This window comes from Paenibacillus artemisiicola (assembly GCF_017652985.1).
Classification (GTDB): Bacteria; Bacillota; Bacilli; order Paenibacillales; family Paenibacillaceae; genus Paenibacillus_Z; species Paenibacillus_Z artemisiicola.
The window spans coordinates 1-18,845 of record NZ_JAGGDJ010000043.1 but is presented as its reverse complement, the minus strand read 5'-3'; the positions used below and the strand labels follow the sequence as shown (position 1 = coordinate 18,845).

At 64.0% G+C, this 18,845-nt stretch carries 16 protein-coding genes; 13 read left to right on the top strand and 3 right to left on the bottom strand.

Annotated elements, in window-relative coordinates; genetic code table 11:
* Positions 1-97: 97 nt before the first annotated feature.
* The 10 genes from purS (at position 98) to I8J29_RS34520 (ending at position 11,591) form a co-directional block, all read left to right on the top strand.
* Positions 98-340 (top strand): phosphoribosylformylglycinamidine synthase subunit PurS, encoded by a 243-nt coding sequence (gene purS / locus I8J29_RS27515; RefSeq protein ID WP_090638969.1) that lies wholly within the window; start codon positions 98-100, stop codon positions 338-340.
* A gap of 2 nt (positions 341-342) precedes the next feature.
* Entirely contained in the window at positions 343-1,041 is a 699-nt protein-coding gene (purQ, locus tag I8J29_RS27510) for a phosphoribosylformylglycinamidine synthase subunit PurQ (protein WP_208850559.1), read from the top strand.
* The gene (gene purL, locus I8J29_RS27505; protein WP_208850558.1) at positions 1,019-3,262 is read left to right on the top strand and encodes a phosphoribosylformylglycinamidine synthase subunit PurL; all 2,244 of its coding nucleotides are present in this window, start codon (positions 1,019-1,021) and stop codon (positions 3,260-3,262) included. The genes purQ and purL overlap by 23 nt, the downstream gene beginning before the upstream one ends.
* Positions 3,247-4,725, top strand: a complete 1,479-nt coding sequence (gene purF / locus I8J29_RS27500; RefSeq protein ID WP_208850557.1) for an amidophosphoribosyltransferase — start codon at positions 3,247-3,249, stop codon at positions 4,723-4,725. Before purL ends, purF begins: the two co-directional genes overlap by 16 nt.
* Positions 4,726-5,069: 344 nt before the next feature.
* Positions 5,070-6,116 carry a phosphoribosylformylglycinamidine cyclo-ligase gene (gene purM, locus I8J29_RS27495; RefSeq protein ID WP_208850556.1) on the top strand — a complete coding sequence of 349 codons (1,047 nt, stop codon included), beginning with the start codon at positions 5,070-5,072 and terminating at the stop codon, positions 6,114-6,116.
* Positions 6,116-6,733 (top strand): phosphoribosylglycinamide formyltransferase, encoded by a 618-nt coding sequence (gene purN / locus I8J29_RS27490; RefSeq protein ID WP_208850555.1) that lies wholly within the window; start codon positions 6,116-6,118, stop codon positions 6,731-6,733. The genes purM and purN overlap by 1 nt, the downstream gene beginning before the upstream one ends.
* 43 nt (positions 6,734-6,776) lie before the next feature.
* Positions 6,777-7,958, top strand: coding sequence for a phosphoribosylaminoimidazolecarboxamide formyltransferase (locus I8J29_RS27485; RefSeq protein WP_208850554.1), 1,182 nt, complete (start codon positions 6,777-6,779; stop codon positions 7,956-7,958).
* Between the two features lie 86 nt (positions 7,959-8,044).
* A complete protein-coding gene (locus I8J29_RS27480) occupies positions 8,045-8,803 on the top strand; it encodes an IMP cyclohydrolase (protein WP_208850553.1) in 759 nt (252 codons plus the stop codon).
* Between the two features lie 3 nt (positions 8,804-8,806).
* Positions 8,807-10,075 (top strand): phosphoribosylamine--glycine ligase, encoded by a 1,269-nt coding sequence (gene purD / locus I8J29_RS27475; protein ID WP_208850552.1) that lies wholly within the window; start codon positions 8,807-8,809, stop codon positions 10,073-10,075.
* A 667-nt stretch (positions 10,076-10,742) separates the two neighbouring features.
* On the top strand, positions 10,743-11,591 hold the full coding sequence (locus I8J29_RS34520) for an AraC family transcriptional regulator (RefSeq protein WP_208850551.1): 849 nt from the start codon (positions 10,743-10,745) through the stop codon (positions 11,589-11,591).
* Here I8J29_RS34520 and I8J29_RS27465 read toward each other — a convergent pair.
* From I8J29_RS27465 to I8J29_RS27455, 3 genes are all read right to left on the bottom strand, one after another.
* Positions 11,581-12,468: a carbohydrate ABC transporter permease gene (locus I8J29_RS27465; protein ID WP_208850550.1), complete on the bottom strand. Its 888-nt coding sequence runs from the start codon at positions 12,466-12,468 to the stop codon at positions 11,581-11,583. The two genes, I8J29_RS34520 and I8J29_RS27465, sit on opposite strands and share 11 nt — an antisense overlap.
* 12 nt (positions 12,469-12,480) lie before the next feature.
* The gene (locus tag I8J29_RS27460; protein ID WP_090638949.1) at positions 12,481-13,359 is read right to left on the bottom strand and encodes a carbohydrate ABC transporter permease; all 879 of its coding nucleotides are present in this window, start codon (positions 13,357-13,359) and stop codon (positions 12,481-12,483) included.
* Between the two features lie 91 nt (positions 13,360-13,450).
* The gene (locus tag I8J29_RS27455; RefSeq protein ID WP_208850549.1) at positions 13,451-14,764 is read right to left on the bottom strand and encodes an ABC transporter substrate-binding protein; all 1,314 of its coding nucleotides are present in this window, start codon (positions 14,762-14,764) and stop codon (positions 13,451-13,453) included.
* Between the two features lie 276 nt (positions 14,765-15,040).
* Here I8J29_RS27455 and I8J29_RS27450 point away from each other — a divergent pair, with 276 nt between their 5' ends.
* From I8J29_RS27450 to I8J29_RS27440, 3 genes are all read left to right on the top strand, one after another.
* Entirely contained in the window at positions 15,041-16,843 is a 1,803-nt protein-coding gene (locus tag I8J29_RS27450) for a polysaccharide deacetylase family protein (protein WP_208850548.1), read from the top strand.
* Between the two features lie 117 nt (positions 16,844-16,960).
* Positions 16,961-18,355: an FG-GAP repeat domain-containing protein gene (locus I8J29_RS27445; protein ID WP_208850547.1), complete on the top strand. Its 1,395-nt coding sequence runs from the start codon at positions 16,961-16,963 to the stop codon at positions 18,353-18,355.
* A 37-nt stretch (positions 18,356-18,392) separates the two neighbouring features.
* Positions 18,393-18,845, top strand: a 453-nt coding sequence (locus I8J29_RS27440) for a response regulator transcription factor (RefSeq protein WP_208850546.1), incomplete at its 3' end; no start/stop codon positions are given.

The following is an 18,845-nucleotide window of genomic DNA, read 5'->3' as shown; positions in this document are numbered from 1 at the left end:
AGTTTCCGGCAGTTCAACAGCGACGAAGGCCGACAAATCCGCGTTTTGCGGAACGCTCCCATCCAGTACAACCATTTTCCAGGAGGCGACCCCCCTAATGAAGGCTAAAGTCTACGTCACGATCAAAGAAAACGTGCTCGATCCGCAAGGCAGCGCCGTGCAAGGCGCCCTGCACACGATGGGCTTCGAGGAAGTCGGCAAAGTCCGCATCGGCAAATTTTTGGAGCTGGACCTGGACACGTCCGACCGCGCGGAAGCGGAAGCGCGTTTGACCGCGATGTGCGAGAAGCTGCTCGCGAACACGGTCGTCGAAGATTTCCGCTTTGAATTGGAGGGGTAACGATGAAATTCGCGGTACTCGTATTTCCGGGCTCCAACTGCGACATCGACTGCTTCAAGGCGGTCGAAGACACGATCGGCCAAGAGGTCGACTACGTTTGGCATACGGCGACGGACCTGTCCGGCTATGACGCGATTCTCGTGCCCGGCGGCTTCTCGTACGGCGACTACCTGCGCTGCGGCGCGATCGCGCAATTCGCCCCGGTCATGAACGAAGTGGTGAAGGCGGCGGAGGCCGGGAAGTTCGTCCTCGGCATCTGCAACGGGTTCCAAATCCTGACGGAAGCGGGGCTGCTCCCGGGCGCGCTGCTGCGCAACACGGGCATGAAGTTCATTTGCCGCCAGACGCCGCTCGAAGTCGTGAACAACGCGACGGCGTTCACGAACCAATATACGCAGGGCGAGGTCATCCACATCCCGATCGCGCACGGCGAAGGCAACTACTATTGCGACGACAAGACGCTCGCGCGGCTCGAAGCGAACAACCAAATCGTCTTCCGCTACGCGGGCGACGAGCATAACCCGAACGGCTCGCTCCGCAACATCGCCGGCGTCAGCAACGAGCGCGGCAACGTGGTCGGCATGATGCCGCATCCGGAGCGCGCGGTGAACCAGCTGCTCGGCTCGGAAGACGGCAAACGGATGTTTACATCGATTTTGAACGCATGGAGGGAACAGCATGGCGCAGCAGTTAACGGCTAAGGAGCCGACGGCGGAACAAATCGCGGATCAGCGCATTTACACGCAATTCGGCGTGACGGATCACGAATACGAGCTCATTTGCGGCTTCCTCGGGCGCAAGCCGAACTACACCGAGATCGGCGTATTCAGCGTCATGTGGTCGGAGCACTGCTCCTACAAGAATTCCAAGAAGATCCTGAAGAAGTTCCCGATCACGGGACCGAAGGTGCTCATGGGGCCGGGCGAAGGCGCGGGCATCGTGGACATCGGGGACAACCAGGCGGTCGTGTTCAAAATCGAATCGCATAACCATCCGTCCGCGGTCGAGCCGTACCAAGGCGCGGCGACGGGCGTCGGCGGCATCATCCGCGACATTTTCTCGATGGGCGCGCGGCCGGTCGCGCTGCTGAACAGCCTCCGCTTCGGCAACCTGGAGAACGCGCGCGTCAAATATTTGTTCGAGCACGTCGTCGGCGGCATCGCCGGCTACGGCAACTGCATCGGCATTCCGACGGTAGCGGGCGAAGTCATGTTCGACGAGAGCTACGAGGGCAACCCGCTCGTCAACGCGATGTGCGTCGGCCTCATCGATCACGATAAAATCCAGCGCGGCGTCGCCAAGGGCGTCGGCAACCCGGTCTTCTACGTCGGGCCGGCCACGGGCCGCGACGGCATTCACGGCGCGACGTTCGCGTCCGTCGAGCTGTCCGAGGAATCCGAAGAGAAGCGCACGGCCGTGCAAGTCGGCGATCCGTTCATGGAGAAGCTCGTCATGGAAGCGACGCTCGAGCTGATCAACGCCGGCATCGTCGTCGGCATCCAGGACATGGGCGCGGCGGGCCTCACGTGCTCCAGCGCGGAGATGGCGTCCAAGGCGGGCAACGGCCTCGAGCTGTACCTCGACGAGGTGCCGCAGCGCGAAGAAGGCATGACGCCGTACGAAATGATGCTGTCCGAGTCGCAGGAACGGATGCTGTTCGTCGTCGAGCCGCAGCACGAAGCGCAGGCGCAGGAGATATTCGACCGGTGGGGCATCATCTGCGTGAAGGTCGGCAAAGTCACGGACGACGGCCGTCTCCGCCTGTTCCACCAAGGCGAGGAAGTGGCGAACATGCCGGTCACGGCGCTCGTCGACGAATGCCCGATGTACGACAAGCCGTCCAAGGAGCCCGCTTATTATGCGGCTAACGCGGCGATCGATACGGCGGCGTATCCGGAAGTGACCGACCTGACGGGCGCGCTCGAGAAGGTGCTCGCCTCCCCGACGGTCGCCAGCAAAGAATGGGTATATAACCAATATGACTATATGGTCCGCACGAGCACGGCGGTGCAGCCGGGCTCCGACGCGGCGGTCGTCACGATCCGCGGCACGCGCAAGGCGCTCGCGATGACGACCGACTGCAACGGACGTTACGTCTACCTCGATCCGGAGGTCGGCGGCCAAATCGCCGTCGCGGAAGCGGCGCGCAACATCGTTTGCTCCGGCGCAGAGCCGCTCGCGATCACGGACAACCTGAACTTCGGCAGCCCGGAGAAGCCGGAAGTGTTCTGGCAGCTCGAGAAAGCCGCGGACGGCATCTCCGAAGCGTGCCGCGTGCTGGACACGCCGGTCATCGGCGGCAACGTCAGCTTGTACAACGAGAACGCGAAGGGCGCGATCTACCCGACGCCGGTCATCGGCATGGTCGGGCTCGTGCAGGACGTCGACCACATCACGACGCAGGGCTTCAAGGCCGAAGGCGACGTCATCATCCTCGCGGGCGAGACGAAGCACGAGCTTGGCGGCAGCGAGCTGCAGTACGTGCTGAACGGCAAGAGCGAGGGCCGTCCGCCGCAGATCGACCTCGCGGTCGAGAAGAAGCTGCAGCAGGGCGTGCTCGGCGCGATCAAGCAAGGCCTCGTCGCTTCGGCGCACGACTTGTCGGAGGGCGGCCTGGCCGTCGCGCTCGCGGAATCCGCGATTAGCGGCAAGATCGGCGCCGAGGTCAACGTCGCGACCGGGCTGCGCGCCGACGCCGCGCTGTTCAGCGAATCCCAATCCCGCATCCTGCTTTCGGCGAAAGCGGACCAAGCGGACAAGCTTGCGAACTATTTGACGGAGCACGGCGTTCCGAATGCGGTCATCGGCGCCGTACGCAGCAACGGACTGGTCATCAACATCAACGGCAAACCGGGCGTCAACGCCTCGGTTGAGCAACTGGAGAAGGTCTGGAAGGATGCGATTCCATGTCTGATGAAATAAAACGGCTGCCGAAGCTGTGGACGGGCGATCACTATAACGAAGGCATCGGCCGCGACGATATTTTCGATAAATTGCGCGAGGAGTGCGGGGTGTTCGGCGTGTTCGGCGTGCCGGACGCCTGCTCGCTCGGCTACTACGGCCTCCACGCCCTGCAGCACCGGGGCGAGGAGAGCGCGGGGCTGGCCGCGGTGGAATCGGCCACCGGGCATTTCTCGTATCACCGCGGCATGGGGCTCGTCAAGGAAGTCTTCGACCAGTCGAAGCTGGAAGGCCTCCCGGGCGACCGCGTCATCGGCCACGTCCGGTATTCGACGGCGGGCGAGAGCAAGCTGGCGAACGCGCAGCCGTTGATCTTCAAATACCGCGACGGCGACCTCGCCGTGGCCACGAACGGCAACATCGTGAACGCGCCGTCCATCCGCAAGGAGCTCGAGAGCCAAGGGTCGATCTTCCAGACGACGAGCGACACCGAGGTTATCGCGCACTTGATCGCGCGGTCGAGCAAGGATTTCGTCAGCGCGGCGAAGGACGCGCTGCAGCGGATCATCGGCGGCTTCGCGTTCCTGATCATGACGAACGACAAGCTGCTCGTCGCCTCCGATGCGCACGGCCTGCGCCCGCTCGTCATGGGCCGGCTGGGCGACGGCTACGTGTTCGCGTCGGAGACGTGCGCGCTCGAGACCGTCGGCGCCGAGTACGAACGCGACGTCCAGCCGGGCGAACTGCTCGTGCTGGACCGCAGCGGCCTGCGCGTCGACCGTTTCGAGCGGCTCGAGCGCCGCGCGACGTGCGCGATGGAGTACATCTATTTCGCCCGTCCGGACAGCGACATCAACGGCATCAACCTGCATTCCGCCCGCAAACGGATGGGCCGCCAGCTGGCGCTGGAATCGTTCATCGACGCGGACATCGTGACCGGCGTGCCGGATTCCAGCATTTCCGCGGCGATCGGCTACGCCGAGCAGACGGGCATTCCGTACGAGCTCGGGCTGATCAAGAACAAGTACACGGGCCGGACGTTCATCCAGCCTTCGCAGGAGCTGCGCGAGAAGGGCGTGAAGATGAAACTGTCCGCCGTCCGCAAGGTCGTGGAAGGCAAGCGCGTCGTCATGATCGACGACTCCATCGTGCGCGGCACGACGTCCCTGCGGATCGTCAACATGCTCCGCGAGGCGGGCGCGACCGAGGTGCACGTGTGCATCACGTCCCCGCCGTTCAAGAACCCGTGCTACTACGGCATCGATACGCCGGACCGCAAGGAGCTCATCGCGTCGCAGAAGACGGTGGAAGAGATCCGGCAGGCGATCAACGCGGACTCGCTTTATTTCCTGAGCAATGAAGGGTTCGTCGAGGCGGTCGGCGGCAATGACGGCGAGTACAACCGGGGCATGTGCATGGCTTGCTTCGATAATGATTATCCGACGCCGGTGGATCCGACGTCGGAAAAGAGCTGCAGCTGCTAGCAGTCGTTATAACGGTGGGGCTGCCGCCTGCGGTCAACACGGGTCTCCGATCGCTGTTGTAGATGGATTTCTGGATTTTCAACCTTAACGGTTGAAATCCATCTACAAAGGCGACCGCTGAAGGTGATTGGTTTGCGTTCACTGTCGGAGGACAGGGAATGCAGCATTCACCTATCGCTTTTCCGACTCGCATTGACCTCCGGCCGCAGCTTCGCCTTTTCCCTTTTAAAGCGAAGTAGCTAACGCGTTAGGGCGCGCTTTCGCTAGAATTACTAACCCATTTCTACCCCGGAGTACCGGGGCGGGACGGTCCCGCAAAATTGACGAAGGAGCTGACTTAAGGCGTGGCAGAAGCGTATAAACAAGCCGGCGTCGACATCGCGGCAGGCAACGAAGCGGTCGAACGGATGAAGAAGCACGTGAAGAAAACGTTCCGCCCGGAAGTGCTGACGGATCTCGGCGGGTTCGGCGCGTTGTTCGGCCTGAACAAGGACAAGTACGAGGAGCCGGTGCTCGTGTCGGGCACGGACGGCGTGGGCACGAAGCTGAAGGTCGCGTTCGCGATGGACAAGCATGACACGATCGGCATCGACGCGGTCGCCATGTGCGTGAACGACATCGTCGTGCAAGGCGCGGAGCCGCTCTTCTTCCTCGACTACCTCGCGTGCGGCAAGGTCGAGCCGGCGAAGATCGAAGCGATCGTCAAGGGCATCTCCGACGGCTGCGTGCAGTCCGGCTGCGCCCTGATCGGCGGCGAAACGGCTGAAATGCCCGGCATGTACCAAGGCGACGAATACGATATCGCGGGCTTCACGGTCGGCATCGTGGACAAGAAGAAGATCATCGACGGCAAGGCGATCCAGCCGGGCGATGTGGTGCTCGGCCTCGCTTCGAGCGGCATCCACAGCAACGGGTATTCCCTCGTTCGCCGCCTTCTGGTCGACGGTTCCGGCTACGGCCTGAACGATAAGCTGCCGGAGCTCGGCGGCGAGAAGACGCTGGGCGAGATCATCCTCGAACCGACGCGCATCTACGTGAAATCGGTGCTGGAGCTGATCAACCGCGTCACGGTGAAGGGCATGGCCCACATCACGGGCGGCGGCTTCATCGAGAACATTCCGCGCGTCCTGCCGGACGGCGTGAACGTGGACATCGCGCCGGGTTCCTGGCCGATTCACCCGGTATTCAAGCTGATGCAGGCCAAAGGCGGCATTACGGACCGCGACATGTTCACGACGTTCAACATGGGCGTCGGCATGGTCGTCGTGGTCGGCGCCGAGCAAGCCGAGGACGCGCTGCGCGCCGCGAAGGAGCTGGGCGAGGACGCGTACATCATCGGCCAAGTGACTTCGGGCAGCAAGATCGTAACGTTCGGAGGAGCCGAGCTGTAATGACGGCCGCAATGCGCGTCGCCGTCTTCGCCTCGGGCAGCGGGAGCAATTTTCAAGCGCTTGCCGAGGCGGCCCAAGACGGGACGTTCCCCGCGGACATCGCGCTGCTGGTCTGCGACAAGCCGGCGGCGCAGGTCGTGCGGCGCGCGGAAACGCTGGGCGTGCCGACTTATCTTTTCGACCCGAAGGCGTACGCTTCCCGCGAAGCGTGCGAAGAAGAGATGGTCGGCCTCCTTCGGCGGGAGGGCATCGAGCTGATCGTGCTCGCCGGGTACATGCGGCTCATCACGGACGTGCTCCTGAAGCCGTATGACGGACGAATGGTCAACGTGCATCCTTCGCTGCTTCCCGCGTTTCCGGGCGTGCGGGCCATCCGTCAGGCGCTGGACTACGGCGTCAAGCTGACGGGGGTGACGGTGCACTTCGTGGACGGCGGCATGGACACGGGACCGATTATCATGCAGCGGGCGGTCGAGGTGGCGGACGATGACACGGAAGAGACGCTGGCCGCGCGGATTCACGCGGTCGAGCACGAGCTGCTCCCGCTCGCGGTGCGCCGCATCGCCGAAGGACGCGTGACGCTTAACGGACGCAAGGTGACGGTAAGGCGCGGGTAGCGCGCACGATGACGGGATACGAGAAAGGACGACGAACGATATTATGAGCGATGTAAACGAAATTGCTTTGCGATACGGCATGAACCCCCACCAGAAGGAAGCGAAGATCTACGCCGCGGACGGCCAGGCGCTTCCGCTGACCGTCGTGAACGGCGACCCCGGCTTCATTAACCTGCTCGACGCGCTGAACGCGTACCAGCTCGTGCGCGAGCTGCGCCAGGCGACCGACTTGCCGGCGGCGGCTTCGTTCAAGCACGTGAGCCCGGCCGGCGTGGCGGTGTATGCGCCGATCAAGCCGGAGCTGGCGAAGGCGTACTTCGTCGACGGCATGGAGCTGTCGGAGCTGGCGACCGCCTACGCGCGCGCCCGCGGCGCCGACCGGATGTCCTCGTTCGGCGACGCGGCCGCGCTGAGCGACGTGGTGGACGCCTCCACGGCGCTGCTGCTGAAGCGCGAAGTGTCCGATCTCGTCGTGGCCCCGGGCTATACGCCGGAAGCGCTCGACATCCTGAAGCGGAAGAAGGGCGGCAAGTACCTCATTCTGCAGATCGATCCGGACTACGTGCCCGATCCGGTCGAGACGCGCACGCTGTTCGGCATGAAGCTGCAGCAGGAGCGCAACAACGCCGTGCCGGACGCGTCGGCGTTCGACAAAGTCGTTACGGCGAACAAGGAGCTGCCCGACCACGCGAAGCGCGATCTGCTGGTCGCGCTCATTACGCTGAAATACACGCAATCCAACTCCATCTGCTATGCGCTGGACGGCCAAACGATCGGCATCGGCGCCGGCCAGCAGTCGCGCATTCACTGCACGCGCCTCGCGGGCGACAAGGCGGACCGCTGGTACCTCCGGCAGCATCCGGCCGCGCTGAACATGAAGTTCCGCGAAGGCTTGGCGCGCGCGGAGCAGAACAACGCGATCGACCTGTGGCTGGAAGACGAAGTCACGCCGGTCGAACAAGCGGCCTGGGAGCGCTGCTTCGAGGAAGTGCCGGCGCGCCTGACGCGCGAACAGAAGCGCGAATGGCTGAACGGCCTGCAGGGCGTATCTTACGGCTCCGACGCCTTCCTGCCGTTCCGCGATAATCTCGACCGCGCCAGCCGCAGCGGCGTGAAATACGTCATTCAGGCGGGCAGCTCGCTGCGCGACGAAGAAGTCGTGCAGGCGGCGAACGATTACGGCATGGTCATGGTCTACTCGGGCGTACGCCTGTTTCATCACTGATATAACGCTTTCGAAGTCGTTTTGTATAGTTGCCGGCACGCCGGCTTCAGGCTTCGCGCAAAACTTCAACCTAGGAGGCGACGAGGATGTCCACGAACACAACGACGAAATGGAAGGCGCTGGCGGATGCGACCGTCGGGCGTTTGCAAGCGAACAGCTATCCGGGGCGCGGCATCGTCATCGGCTTGACGCCGGACGCGACGCGCTACGTGCAGGTGTATTGGATCATGGGACGCAGCGAGAACAGCCGCAACCGCGTCTTCATTCCGGAAGCGAACGGCTTCCTGCGCACGGAAGCGCGCGATCCGGCGAAGCTGACCGATCCGTCGCTCATTATTTATTATCCGCTGCGCCATGAGGGCGGCGCGCATATCGTGACGAACGGCGACCAGACCGATACGATCTGGGACGCGATCCAGGAAGGCGGCACGTTCGAGCAGGCGCTCGCCAAGCGGACGTACGAGCCGGATCCGCCGAATTTCACGCCGCGCATCTCGGGCATCGTCGATCTGAACGACCCGCGGAACGCGTACAAGCTGTCGATTCTGAAATCGAACGAGAACGACGAGTCGCAGACGAAACGGCAGTATTTCCACTACGAGCAGGCGATCGCGGGCTACGGCCACTTCATCTCCACGTACGTGGGCGACGGCAATCCGCTGCCGTCGTTCGCCGGCGAGCCGCAGGTGGCGCCGCTGTTCGACGACGAGGACGAGACGGCGCGTTTCTATTGGGATCTGCTTGATGCGGACAACAAAATCTCCCTGCTCGTCAAGACGATCCGGATCGCGGACGGCGAAACGAAGCTGACGGTCGTGAACCGGCCGGCCGAAGGAGGCGCGTAACCGATGCGGATCATGGTCATCGGCGGCGGCGGGCGCGAGCATGCCATCGTCTGGGCGCTGAGCAAGAGCGACAAGGTTCATAAAATCTACTGCGCGCCGGGCAACGCGGGCATCGCGGAGCTGGCGGAATGCGTGCCGATCCCGGTCAACCGGTTCGGCGATCTCATTCAATTCGCCTGCGACAACGAAGTGGATCTCGTCGTGGTCGGCCCGGACGATCCGCTGGCGGACGGCATCGTCGACGCGTTCGAGGAACGCCAGATTCCGGTCTACGGCCCGCGCAAGAACGCGGCGGAGATCGAAGGCAGCAAGATTTTCATGAAAAACCTGCTGAAGAAGTACGACATCCCGACGGCCAAGTACGAGACGTTCACGGACTACGAGTCCGCGCTGGCGTACCTGCGGGAGCAGCAGGCGCCGATCGTCGTCAAGGCGGACGGCCTCGCGGCGGGCAAAGGCGTGACGGTCGCCTACTCCATGGAGGAAGCGGAAGCGGCGCTGCAGGGCATGATGGTCGACAAGGTGTTCGGCGAATCCGGCGGCCGCGTCGTCATCGAGGAATTCCTCGAGGGGCAGGAAATGTCCATCCTGGCGTTCGTGGACGGCGCGACGGTGCGCGCGATGGTGCCGGCGCAGGACCATAAGCCGGTGTACGACAACGACAAAGGGCCGAATACCGGCGGCATGGGGACGTATTCCCCGCTGCCGCATATCGACCCGGCGCTGGTCGAAGACGCGATTGCGAACATCATCAAGCCGACGGCGAAGGCGATGGTCAGCGAAGGCCGCCCGTTCCGCGGCGTGCTGTTCGCGGGGCTCATGATCACGAAGCAGGGCGTGAAGACGATCGAGTTCAACGCGCGCATGGGCGATCCCGAGACGCAGGTCGTGCTGCCGCGCCTCAAGACCGATCTGGTCGACATCATCCTCGCGTCGCTGAACGGCCGTCTGGATCAGCTCGACATCGAATGGAGCGACGAGGCCGCGGTCTGCGTCATCGCCGCGTCCGAAGGCTACCCGGGCCCGTACCCGAAAGGGCTGCCGATCGCGGGGCTGGACGCCGCCAAGGCGCAAGGCGCGCTCGTCTTCCACGCCGGCACGGCGCTGAAGGACGGCGCGATCGTCACGAACGGCGGCCGCGTGCTCGGCATCGTCGGCCGCGGCCGCGACATCGCGGAGGCGCGCGCCCGCGCGTACGAAGCGGTATCGGTCATCTCCTTCGACGGCATGCACAGCCGCAGCGACATCGCGGCGAAGGCGCTTCGCGGGTAGAGCGGGCGGAAGCCGCGCGCCGCGAGGGCGGCGCCCAGCCATCATCCTAACATCGAAAAAGCCTGTCGAGCCCGGCTCGGCAGGCTTTTTCGCGCGTTCCGCGAGCGGTACGGCGGCCATGGCAAAGAACAACGCCGGACAAGCCCGCGGCGGCCGCATCGAACTGGCGATCGGCCCGTTCCGCCAGCCGTATCGCTAGATCTCGCGGTGGGCCCACTCCGCCGGCCGCGGTGCTCGAACTAGCGATCGGCCCGTTCCGCCAGCCGTATCGTTAGATCTCGCGGTGGGCCAACTCCGTCGGCCGCGGTGCTAACGATCGGCCCGCTCCGCCGGCCGCGGTGCTCGAACTGGCGATCGGCCCGCTCCGCCAGCCGCATCGCCCGGTCTCGCGTTCCGCGCCGGTCAAGGCGGCGGAAGGAATTTCCGGGTCCGCCGCGAATGTATTGATTACAACAAGAATGCGCTTTCATTTTTGTGTCTAAGAGAATTATTTAAACTTATGGAAACGAGGGGAGGGCGATGCGGGGAATCGGGTTTCCGCAAGGACGGCGTACCGGTCAAGCCGCAGCTTGCAATCACGTCAGGATTAACAGCGCAATTACCAATGGATGAGGAGTTGACTCTGTAAACCATGCAACTGCCTGTTCTTCATTTATGCGGAGACTTCGTGGTCAGACGGAATTGGAAGCTGGATTCGCGGGTGTTGGAGGAGCACGAGCTGGTCTATTTCCCGATCGGAACGGGAGCCGTCTACCAGATCGGCGATCGGACGCTGACGATCGACCGGCCCTGCTGGATCATGACGCGCGCGGGCTGCGCGCACTGCTGGCGATTCAGCGAATCGTCCGCCACGCGGCATTTGTTTCTCCACTTCAGCGCCGACGACGGCCAGTTCCCGCATTTGCTGCGGGAGAACGGCCCGGACCTTCTGCCGGCGCCCGAAAGCAGCTTTCACGCGTCGCTCATCAGTTATCTGCTGGAAGTGACGTACCTCGAGAAGAACGGCCGGCGCAGCGGCATGCTGCTGGCGTCGCTGTTGAACGAGCTCGACCACCTGGCCGCCCGGAGGAACGCGCCGCCGGACGAACCGGATCCCCAAGCGGCGGGGTCGCCGTACTCCCTCGTCGTCAGCAAAGCCATCCACTACATCAAGCGCCATCTGGCCCAGCCGATCACCGCCCAGGCGATCGCGGAGCACTGCCGCATCTCCCACGAGCACCTCTCCCGGCTGTTCGTGCGCGAGGTCGGGATTCCGCCGCGCCAAATGATCATCCAGCTGAGGCTGGAGCGGGCCGCGCACCAGCTGCGCCACAGCACGCTCAGCATCAACGAGATCGCGGAGCGGTGCGGATTTTCCGAGAACCACTACTTCTCCCGGACGTTCGCCTCCCATTTCGGCTTGTCCGCCTCCGCCTACCGCGCCAAATACGCGGTGCAGGACGGCCAGCACGTCGACTGCGACGAAACGATCGAGGAGAAGTACCCCATCAACGCCTACATTCGCCTTACCCCTTGATCCCCGTCATCGTAATGCCTTCGATGATATAGCGCTGCAGCAGGAGATAGACGAGCAGCACCGGAACGACCGCGATGGCGGACCCGGACATCATGAGCGTCCAGTCGGTTACATACAGCCCTTTGAACGTGCTCAGCATGAGCGGCACGGTGAAGTGATCGGTCGTGCTGAGGAAAATGACGGGCCGGAAGAAGTTGTTCCACGTCCCGAGGAACGCGATGATCGCGAGCGCGGCGAGCGCAGGCTTGATGAGCGGCACCATGATCCGCCAATAGATCGTCCACATGTTCGCGCCGTCCACGTACGCCGATTCGGACAAGTCCCGCGGGATGCCGAGGAAGAATTGGCGCAGCAGGAACACGCCGAAGGCGCTGAACAGCATGTCCGGCACGATCAGCGACAGATGCGTGTCGAGCCAGCCGAAGTTCTTCAGGATGACGTACAGCGGCACGATCGTGACCTGCTCCGGCACCATCAGCATGGAGAGGAACAGGATGAAGAGCGTGTCGCGGAACGGAAAAGTAATCTTGGCGAACGCATATGCCGCCATGGAGCAGGTCAGCAGCTGGCCGAGCACGATGCAGATCGAGATGTACGCGCTGTTGAAATACGCCTTGTCGAACGGCATCGCCGTCAAGGAACGGTGGATGTTCGACCAGACCCACGGATTGGGGAGCAGCGTCGGCGGGATGATGAAGATCTGCGACAAGTCCTTCAGCCCGCTGGAGATCATCCACCAGAACGGCGCGATCATGAGCACCGACGCGGCCAGCAGGATGAGATGGAGCAGGATGGCGGAGACGTTGATTTTGCGGTACGCGGCTTTAGGCTTGACCGCGTGCAGCGGCCGCAGCGATTCCGGTTTCACCGTGTTCATGGCGATGCCCTCCTATTCGGCGTAATGGACCCATTTGCGGGACAGGCGCGTTTGCAGGATGGTCAGGACGAGGATGACGACGAACAGGACGACCGCGGCGGCGGAGCTTCGGCCGAACTGGAAGTTCTTGAACGCGAGCTCGTACAGGTGGTAGACCATCGTGTAGCTGGCTTTTGCCGGTCCGCCGCTCGTCATGACGAAGGCGGTGTCGAATACTTTGAAGGAGTCGATGACGGCGATGATCGTGACGAACAGCGTCGTCGGGGAGAGGAGCGGCAGCGTGATGCGCCAGAATTGCTGGTTCTTCGTCGCGCCGTCGATCATGGACGCTTCGTAGTAGTCTTTCGAGATGCCCTGCAGGCCGGCCAGGAACAACACCATGTTGAAGCCGAGGCCTTTCCAGATGCTCACGATCGCGAGGGACGGTAGCACGAGGCGCAGATCCGTCAGCCACTGCGGCCCTTTGACGCCGAAGAGCTGCTTCAGCAGCACGTTGACCAGGCCGAAATCGCCGTTCAGGAGCCACATCCAGACGATGGCGACGGCGACGGAGCTCGTGACGACCGGCATGAAGAAGAACAGCCGGTACATGATGCGCAGCCGGACGTTGTTCAGGGCGACGGCGACGAGGAGCGCGAGGAAGATGCCCGCGGGCACCGTGAGCACCGAATAATACAGCGTGTTCGTCATCGCTTTCTGGAAGTCCGGGTTCCGGAACGCGTAGGTGAAATTCTCGAGGCCGAGGAATTTCGGCGTGCTGAAGCCGTCCCAATCCAGGGAGCTGATCACGAAGGTGCTGATGAGCGGTATGAGCGAGAACACGAGGAGCCCGATCAGCTGCGGGGCGATGAACGCAAAGCCCCAAATCGCGTTGGCACGTTTTGGATTCATGGTAGCCCTCCCGTATCGGAATGGTCGGACAGGCGAAAGGGGCGGAAGCGAGTTCCTCCCCTTCGGCTGCCCGTATATCGGCCGGCGGCGCTTAGTTGGCGCTCGCCTCGGCGATCTTCTTGTTCACGCCCTCGGCCATTTTCTTCAGCGTGGTCGCGGCGTCCTGCTTGCCCAGCAGCATGAGGTCGTAGTTGTCCTTGACGACGTCCGACGCGCCCGGCACCGCGGATTCCGACGGCCACAGCGCGTAGCCGATCTCGCGAGCGTCGAGGAAGTACTGCGCGTGCGCCGGCTGCGCTTTGTCGTCGAGCACGAGATCGTCGACGCCGGATACCGATGGCACCGCGTTGCCGCCCTTCAGGCGGAACTGCTGGCCTTCCTTCGAGACGAAGTACGAGAGGAAGTCGTACGTTTCTTTCGGATGCGCCGTTTTCTTGTTCATGACCATGTAAGCGGTCGGAATGCCGGCCGGCTCCATTTTGTTGCCCGTGTTCGTCGGCAGCGGCACGATGTCGTACTGCAGCGCCGTGTTGGCGTTGTATTGCGGCACCCACCAGCGGCCGGCGATGCCGAAGCCGACTTGGTTGGACATGAACATCGCGTCGGCGCCTTGGCCTTTCGGCAGCGAGCCGGAGAAGACGAAATTCTTGTTCTTCACGTTGTCGGCGAGGAACTGGAACGCTTCGACCGTCTTCGAATCGGTGTCGCCGATGAATTTGCCGCCCTGCTCTTTGTCGTAGATCTTGCCGCCGTTCGTCGTGGCCCACGAATAGATCGGCGCGGACCAGTCCTCGAGCACGAGGCCGTACTTGCCCGCGGCCTGCAGCTTGGACGTCAGCTCGGTCAGCTTCTGCCAGTTCCATGCGCCGGATTCGTACAATTGCTGCGGATCGTCGGCAATGCCGGCGTCCTGCAGCACTTTTTTGTTGTAGTACATGACGAGCGGGTTGCAGTCGACGGTGACGCCGTAGATTTTATCGTCGCGCTTCGCGCCGCCCCACAGGCCGTCGGCGAAATCCGACGCCTTGATCGGGCTGCTCGGGCTGTCGATGAGGGAGGTCAGCTCGGAGATGGAGCCGTTCGCGATCAGCTTGACGACGGTGGCGTCGCCGGCGTAGAACGCGTCCGGGGCCGTGCCGCCCTGCAGCTGCGTGATGATCTTCTCTTCATAGCCGTCGTTCGGGACGGCGACCAGCTCCCATTTGACGTTCTTATGGTCTTTATTGTACTGGTCGGTCAATTCGTAGAATCGCTTGAGCTCGCCCGGATTGCCCCAGGTGCTCCATTTCAGGTGAAGGACTTCCCCGTTCGACCCGCCGTTCGAGCCCGAGCCGGAACTGCACCCGCTGACGATCAACGAGACCAACGCCACCGATCCTGCCGTAAGCTGCCATGTTTTCTTCATAGACTTGCTACCCCCTCCAGGTTTAGAAAGATCGTGCAAAGCGGCGAAATCCAGCGGAAAATCCCATTCGTAAGCCGATTATAAGATGCGATGAGAGCGGTTTCAATGTGCGAAATCCGAAGAAGAAATGGACTTTTGTGATCTATCCGGCCGCGGGCGGTTAATAAGGGAGATGCGCATACCGGTATTTTCCGGGCGGGTGTTACTTCTTTGTAACGACTCGGGGTTCCGGTTCCGGTACGATGGGAAGAAGATCGAATCATAGGGGAGTGCAGCATGCGACTGAGGGGAAACGGCCGCGGCGGGCGGCGTTTAGCCGTATCGATATTGGCAACGATGGTAATAGGAAGCGCGCTCGCGGGATGCAGCCTGCGGCCGGGCGGCGGAGATGGCGGTGCGCAGACGGGCAACGCGGGCGGCTGCGCGGACGGCGTTGGGCTGAGCCAAGGCCAAGGAGAAGGGCAAGGGCAAGGACAAGGACAAGGCAAAGGACAAGGACAAGGGCAAGGAGAAGGGCAAGGACAAGGGCAAGGCCAAGGACAAGGCAAAGGACAAAGGCAAGGACAAAGCCAACGACAAGGGCAAGGGCAAGGGCAAGGGCAAGGACAAAGGCAAGGACAAAGCCAAAGCGCTGCCGTCCGGACGCAGGTGCCGGTGAAGGGCGCGGACGGCGCGACGGCGTGCCGGGATATTTTGGGACCGCCGGCGGTTGGAAGCACGGCCGGCGGCCAGGCGGGAGACGGCGTTTCGGCGGGAGCGGGAAGCGCTGCGCAGCCGCCGGACGGCGCCGCGAACGGCGCGAGTGCCGGCGGCAGCGGGAACGCGAAGCCGGGAGCCGAGAGCGATGCGAACGCCGGCGGAAGCGCGGATTCGAAGCCGGGAGCCGGAAGCGGCACGAACGCCGGGGGTAGCGGGGACGCGAAGCCGGGCGACGGGAGCGATGCGAACGCCGGGGGCAGCGGGGACGCGAAGCCGGGCGACGGGAGCGATGCGAACGCCGGGGGCAGCGCGGATTCGAAGGCGGGAGGCGGAAACGGCGCGGATGCCGGAAGCGGGAAGCCGCAGAACCCGGCGCCGCCGGTCACGCTGGACCGGCCGTCCCAGCCCGCGGCGGCGTACGGCGGCCCGGACGGCGCCAAGCTGGTCGCGCTGACGTTCGACGACGGCCCGGACAACAAGTACACGCCGAAGATTTTGGATATATTGAAAGCCAAGCACGTACACGCGACGTTCTTCGCGGTCGGCACGCAGGTGAAGCGCTACGGGGCCGTCATGAAGCGGATCGTGGCGGAAGGCAGCGAGATCGGCAATCACAGTTATTCGCATACGGATCTGTCCAAGCTTGACAGCGCTCATATCATGAATCAAATTAAATGGACGGACACCTTGATCCGGAAGCAAGCCGGCTACGTGCCGCGCCTCGTGCGCGCGCCGTACGGCGCCTCCTCGCCGCTATTGAAGCAGATCGTGGCGGACAACGGCCGTTCCCTGGTGTTCTGGACCGTGGATACCCGCGACTGGGAAGGCGCGTCGGTCACCGCGATGCGGGCCAACGTGAACAAGAACGCGCATCCCGGCGGCATCATTCTCATGCATTCGTTCGGCAGCAAGCATCTCGCCAATACGGTGGAGCTGCTGCCGCTCGTCATTAAGGATTTGCAGGCGAGGGGCTTTACACTCGTCACCGTCAGCGAGCTGCTGGACGTGAAAGCGAAGCACGCGGCCGGGAAAGCGAACGGCACGGCGGACGGCGCCAAGGGCGGAGCGGACGCGAAAGGCGGCGCCGCGGCGGGAAGCGGCGGCACGGCAGGCGGCGCCACCGGCAAGGACGCCGGCGGCGCGAAGGGCGAAGCCGCCGCGGGCGACGTCGCCGGCAAAGGCGGCGCGGACGCGAAGGGCGGAGCCGCGGGAGCGGGCGATGCGGCGGGAGCCGGCACGGCCGGCAAGGACGCTTCTGAAGCGGGCGGCAACGCCGGGAAGCGTGCCGGCGGAGCCAAAGGCGATGGGGCCGGCGGAGTCGACGGCAAGGCCGGGGCGCCCGGCGCGAACGCGAAAGCCGGGGCCAAGGCCGGCAGCTAGGCCGGTGCAGACGCGGCTTTGGGCCGCGCTTCGCGCAGGCCGCCGAAGACGCCCCGGCGGAGGTTTGGCCCCCGCCGGGAGCGAGGGTCTTGAAGAATAGCCGAAAGGAGCGCATCCATGCGGATTCGACGACATTTCATACGGAAGGCGCTCCTGCTCGGCGGGCTGGCTTCCCTGCTGCTCGCCGCGGGCTGCCAGTATACGACGACGCCGGCGGATCTGCTGATGGCGCCGAAGCCGGTGCCGGAGAACGCGGCGCTGACGGAAGCGCTGCGGACGATTTTGCCGCTGCAGGCGAAGCTGTCGGTCGTGACGCACGAGGAAGCCGACTCGGCGATTCTGCAGCTGGACGGCGACGGGGACGGCCGGAAGGAGGCGTTCGTCGTCTTCGCCGACGAGAGCGGCACGCAGCGCGTGATGGTACTGGAGCAGACGTCCGGCGGCTGGCGGCAGCGGTTCACGTTCGCGGAGACGTCCGCCTACGGCGTGGACGTGCTGCGCGCCGCGGACCTCGACGGCGACGGCATCCCCGAGGTGATGATCGGGTGGAACCAGTTCGGCGAGCCGCAGCATATTTTGACGCTCTATCATATCGGCCGGGAGGCCGGGGAGACGGGGCCGCCGAAGCCGCTCGCGGAGCTGCCGTACGACACGATGGGCATCGGCGACGCCGACGGGGACGGCAGCCCCGAGATCGGATTGATCCAGCTCCAGCGGCTGAAGCTGACCGCCGGGCTCGACCTCTACCGGTTCGCGGAAGGCGAAGCCGTGAAGCTGGCGTCCGCGCCGCTCGACGGCTCGGTCAACGCCTACCTGCAGGTGAAGCTCGGCCAGCTGGCGCCGGACAAATACGGCGTCGTGGGCGATGCCGCGATCGGCTCCAATTCGTCGACGACGACGATGCTCGTATGGGAGGACGGGAAGCTCGTGCAGATTTATCCGCCGAAGTCCCCGAGCGACGAGAACGTGCAGACCAACGCGAACGCGGTGCTGAGCGGCGACGCCAACGGGGACGGCATGCTCGACATCCCGCTGCTGGCCGAAGCGCCGGGGCAATCGGACGGCGTGCCGTACAGCGATCTGCTCTGGATCGAGGTCGATAAGCAGTGGAACGGACGCGGCGGCTTCCTCGTCGTCGCGAGGCGGTATACGGACGCGGGCGGTACCTTCGCGATCCAGATTCCGTCCGAATGGACGGGGTTCACGTTCCGGCGCCCGGCGGACGGCAGCCCGAGCGACATCGCGCTCGACGCGTACGACGAAGAATCCGGCCGGCGGGCCGAGGTGCTGACGGTGCGGGTCGCGGCGCTCGATGCCTGGGACGACCGGGAAGGCAAGCTCCAGGCGGACGAGGCGCGGTACTTGAAGCTTGGCGCGGCGGACGGGCTCGTCTATTACGCGGTCTGGCACGACAAGCTGCTGGAGGGCGGCAGGCTGAGCGCCGCCGGGCCGGGAAGCTTTCCGCCGGACGAAGCGGAGATGAAGCGCTTGTTCAAACTGCAGGCGCCGTAGAGAGACAAAGGGATGTTTGCGAAAGGGGGACTGCCGCATGCGGATATTATTTTTGGAGGATGAAGAGGCGATTCGCGGCTTCGTCCGCATTAATTTGAAACGCAACGGCATGGAGGTGACGGAGGCCGAGGACGGGGAGACCGCGCTCGCGCTCGCGAAAGCGGCCGTGCCGCCGTTCGATATCGCCTTGCTGGACGTCATGCTGCCGACGATCAGCGGGTTCGAGGTGTGCGAGCAGCTGCGGCAGCTGTTCCCGCGGATGGGAATCGTCATGCTCACGGCGAAGTCGCAGGAGGAGGACAAAATCCGCGGGCTCGAGCTCGGCGCCGACGACTACGTGCAGAAGCCGTTCAGTCCCGGCGAGCTCATCGCCCGGCTGCACGCGCTGAAGCGGCGCATGATGCCGTACGGCGATGAGCAGCAGGCGGGCGCCGGCGATGTCGAGCGCGAGCTCCGCCGCTTCGTCCGTCAGGCTGCACGAGACCCGAGC

What these genes read in the sequence shown, in the direction of transcription:
- purS (WP_090638969.1), top strand. Translation starts at nt 98, where the DNA reads ATGAAGGCTAAAGTCTACGTCACGATCAAAGAAAACGTGCTCGATCCG.
- purQ (WP_208850559.1), top strand. Translation starts at nt 343, where the DNA reads ATGAAATTCGCGGTACTCGTATTTCCGGGCTCCAACTGCGACATCGAC.
- purL (WP_208850558.1), top strand. Translation starts at nt 1,019, where the DNA reads ATGGCGCAGCAGTTAACGGCTAAGGAGCCGACGGCGGAACAAATCGCG.
- purF (WP_208850557.1), top strand. Translation starts at nt 3,247, where the DNA reads ATGTCTGATGAAATAAAACGGCTGCCGAAGCTGTGGACGGGCGATCAC.
- purN (WP_208850555.1), top strand. Translation starts at nt 6,116, where the DNA reads ATGACGGCCGCAATGCGCGTCGCCGTCTTCGCCTCGGGCAGCGGGAGC.
- I8J29_RS27485 (WP_208850554.1), top strand. Translation starts at nt 6,777, where the DNA reads ATGAGCGATGTAAACGAAATTGCTTTGCGATACGGCATGAACCCCCAC.
- I8J29_RS27480 (WP_208850553.1), top strand. Translation starts at nt 8,045, where the DNA reads ATGTCCACGAACACAACGACGAAATGGAAGGCGCTGGCGGATGCGACC.
- purD (WP_208850552.1), top strand. Translation starts at nt 8,807, where the DNA reads ATGCGGATCATGGTCATCGGCGGCGGCGGGCGCGAGCATGCCATCGTC.
- I8J29_RS27465 (WP_208850550.1), bottom strand. Translation starts at nt 12,468, where the DNA reads ATGAACACGGTGAAACCGGAATCGCTGCGGCCGCTGCACGCGGTCAAG.
- I8J29_RS27460 (WP_090638949.1), bottom strand. Translation starts at nt 13,359, where the DNA reads ATGAATCCAAAACGTGCCAACGCGATTTGGGGCTTTGCGTTCATCGCC.
- I8J29_RS27455 (WP_208850549.1), bottom strand. Translation starts at nt 14,764, where the DNA reads ATGAAGAAAACATGGCAGCTTACGGCAGGATCGGTGGCGTTGGTCTCG.
- I8J29_RS27450 (WP_208850548.1), top strand. Translation starts at nt 15,041, where the DNA reads ATGCGACTGAGGGGAAACGGCCGCGGCGGGCGGCGTTTAGCCGTATCG.
- I8J29_RS27445 (WP_208850547.1), top strand. Translation starts at nt 16,961, where the DNA reads ATGCGGATTCGACGACATTTCATACGGAAGGCGCTCCTGCTCGGCGGG.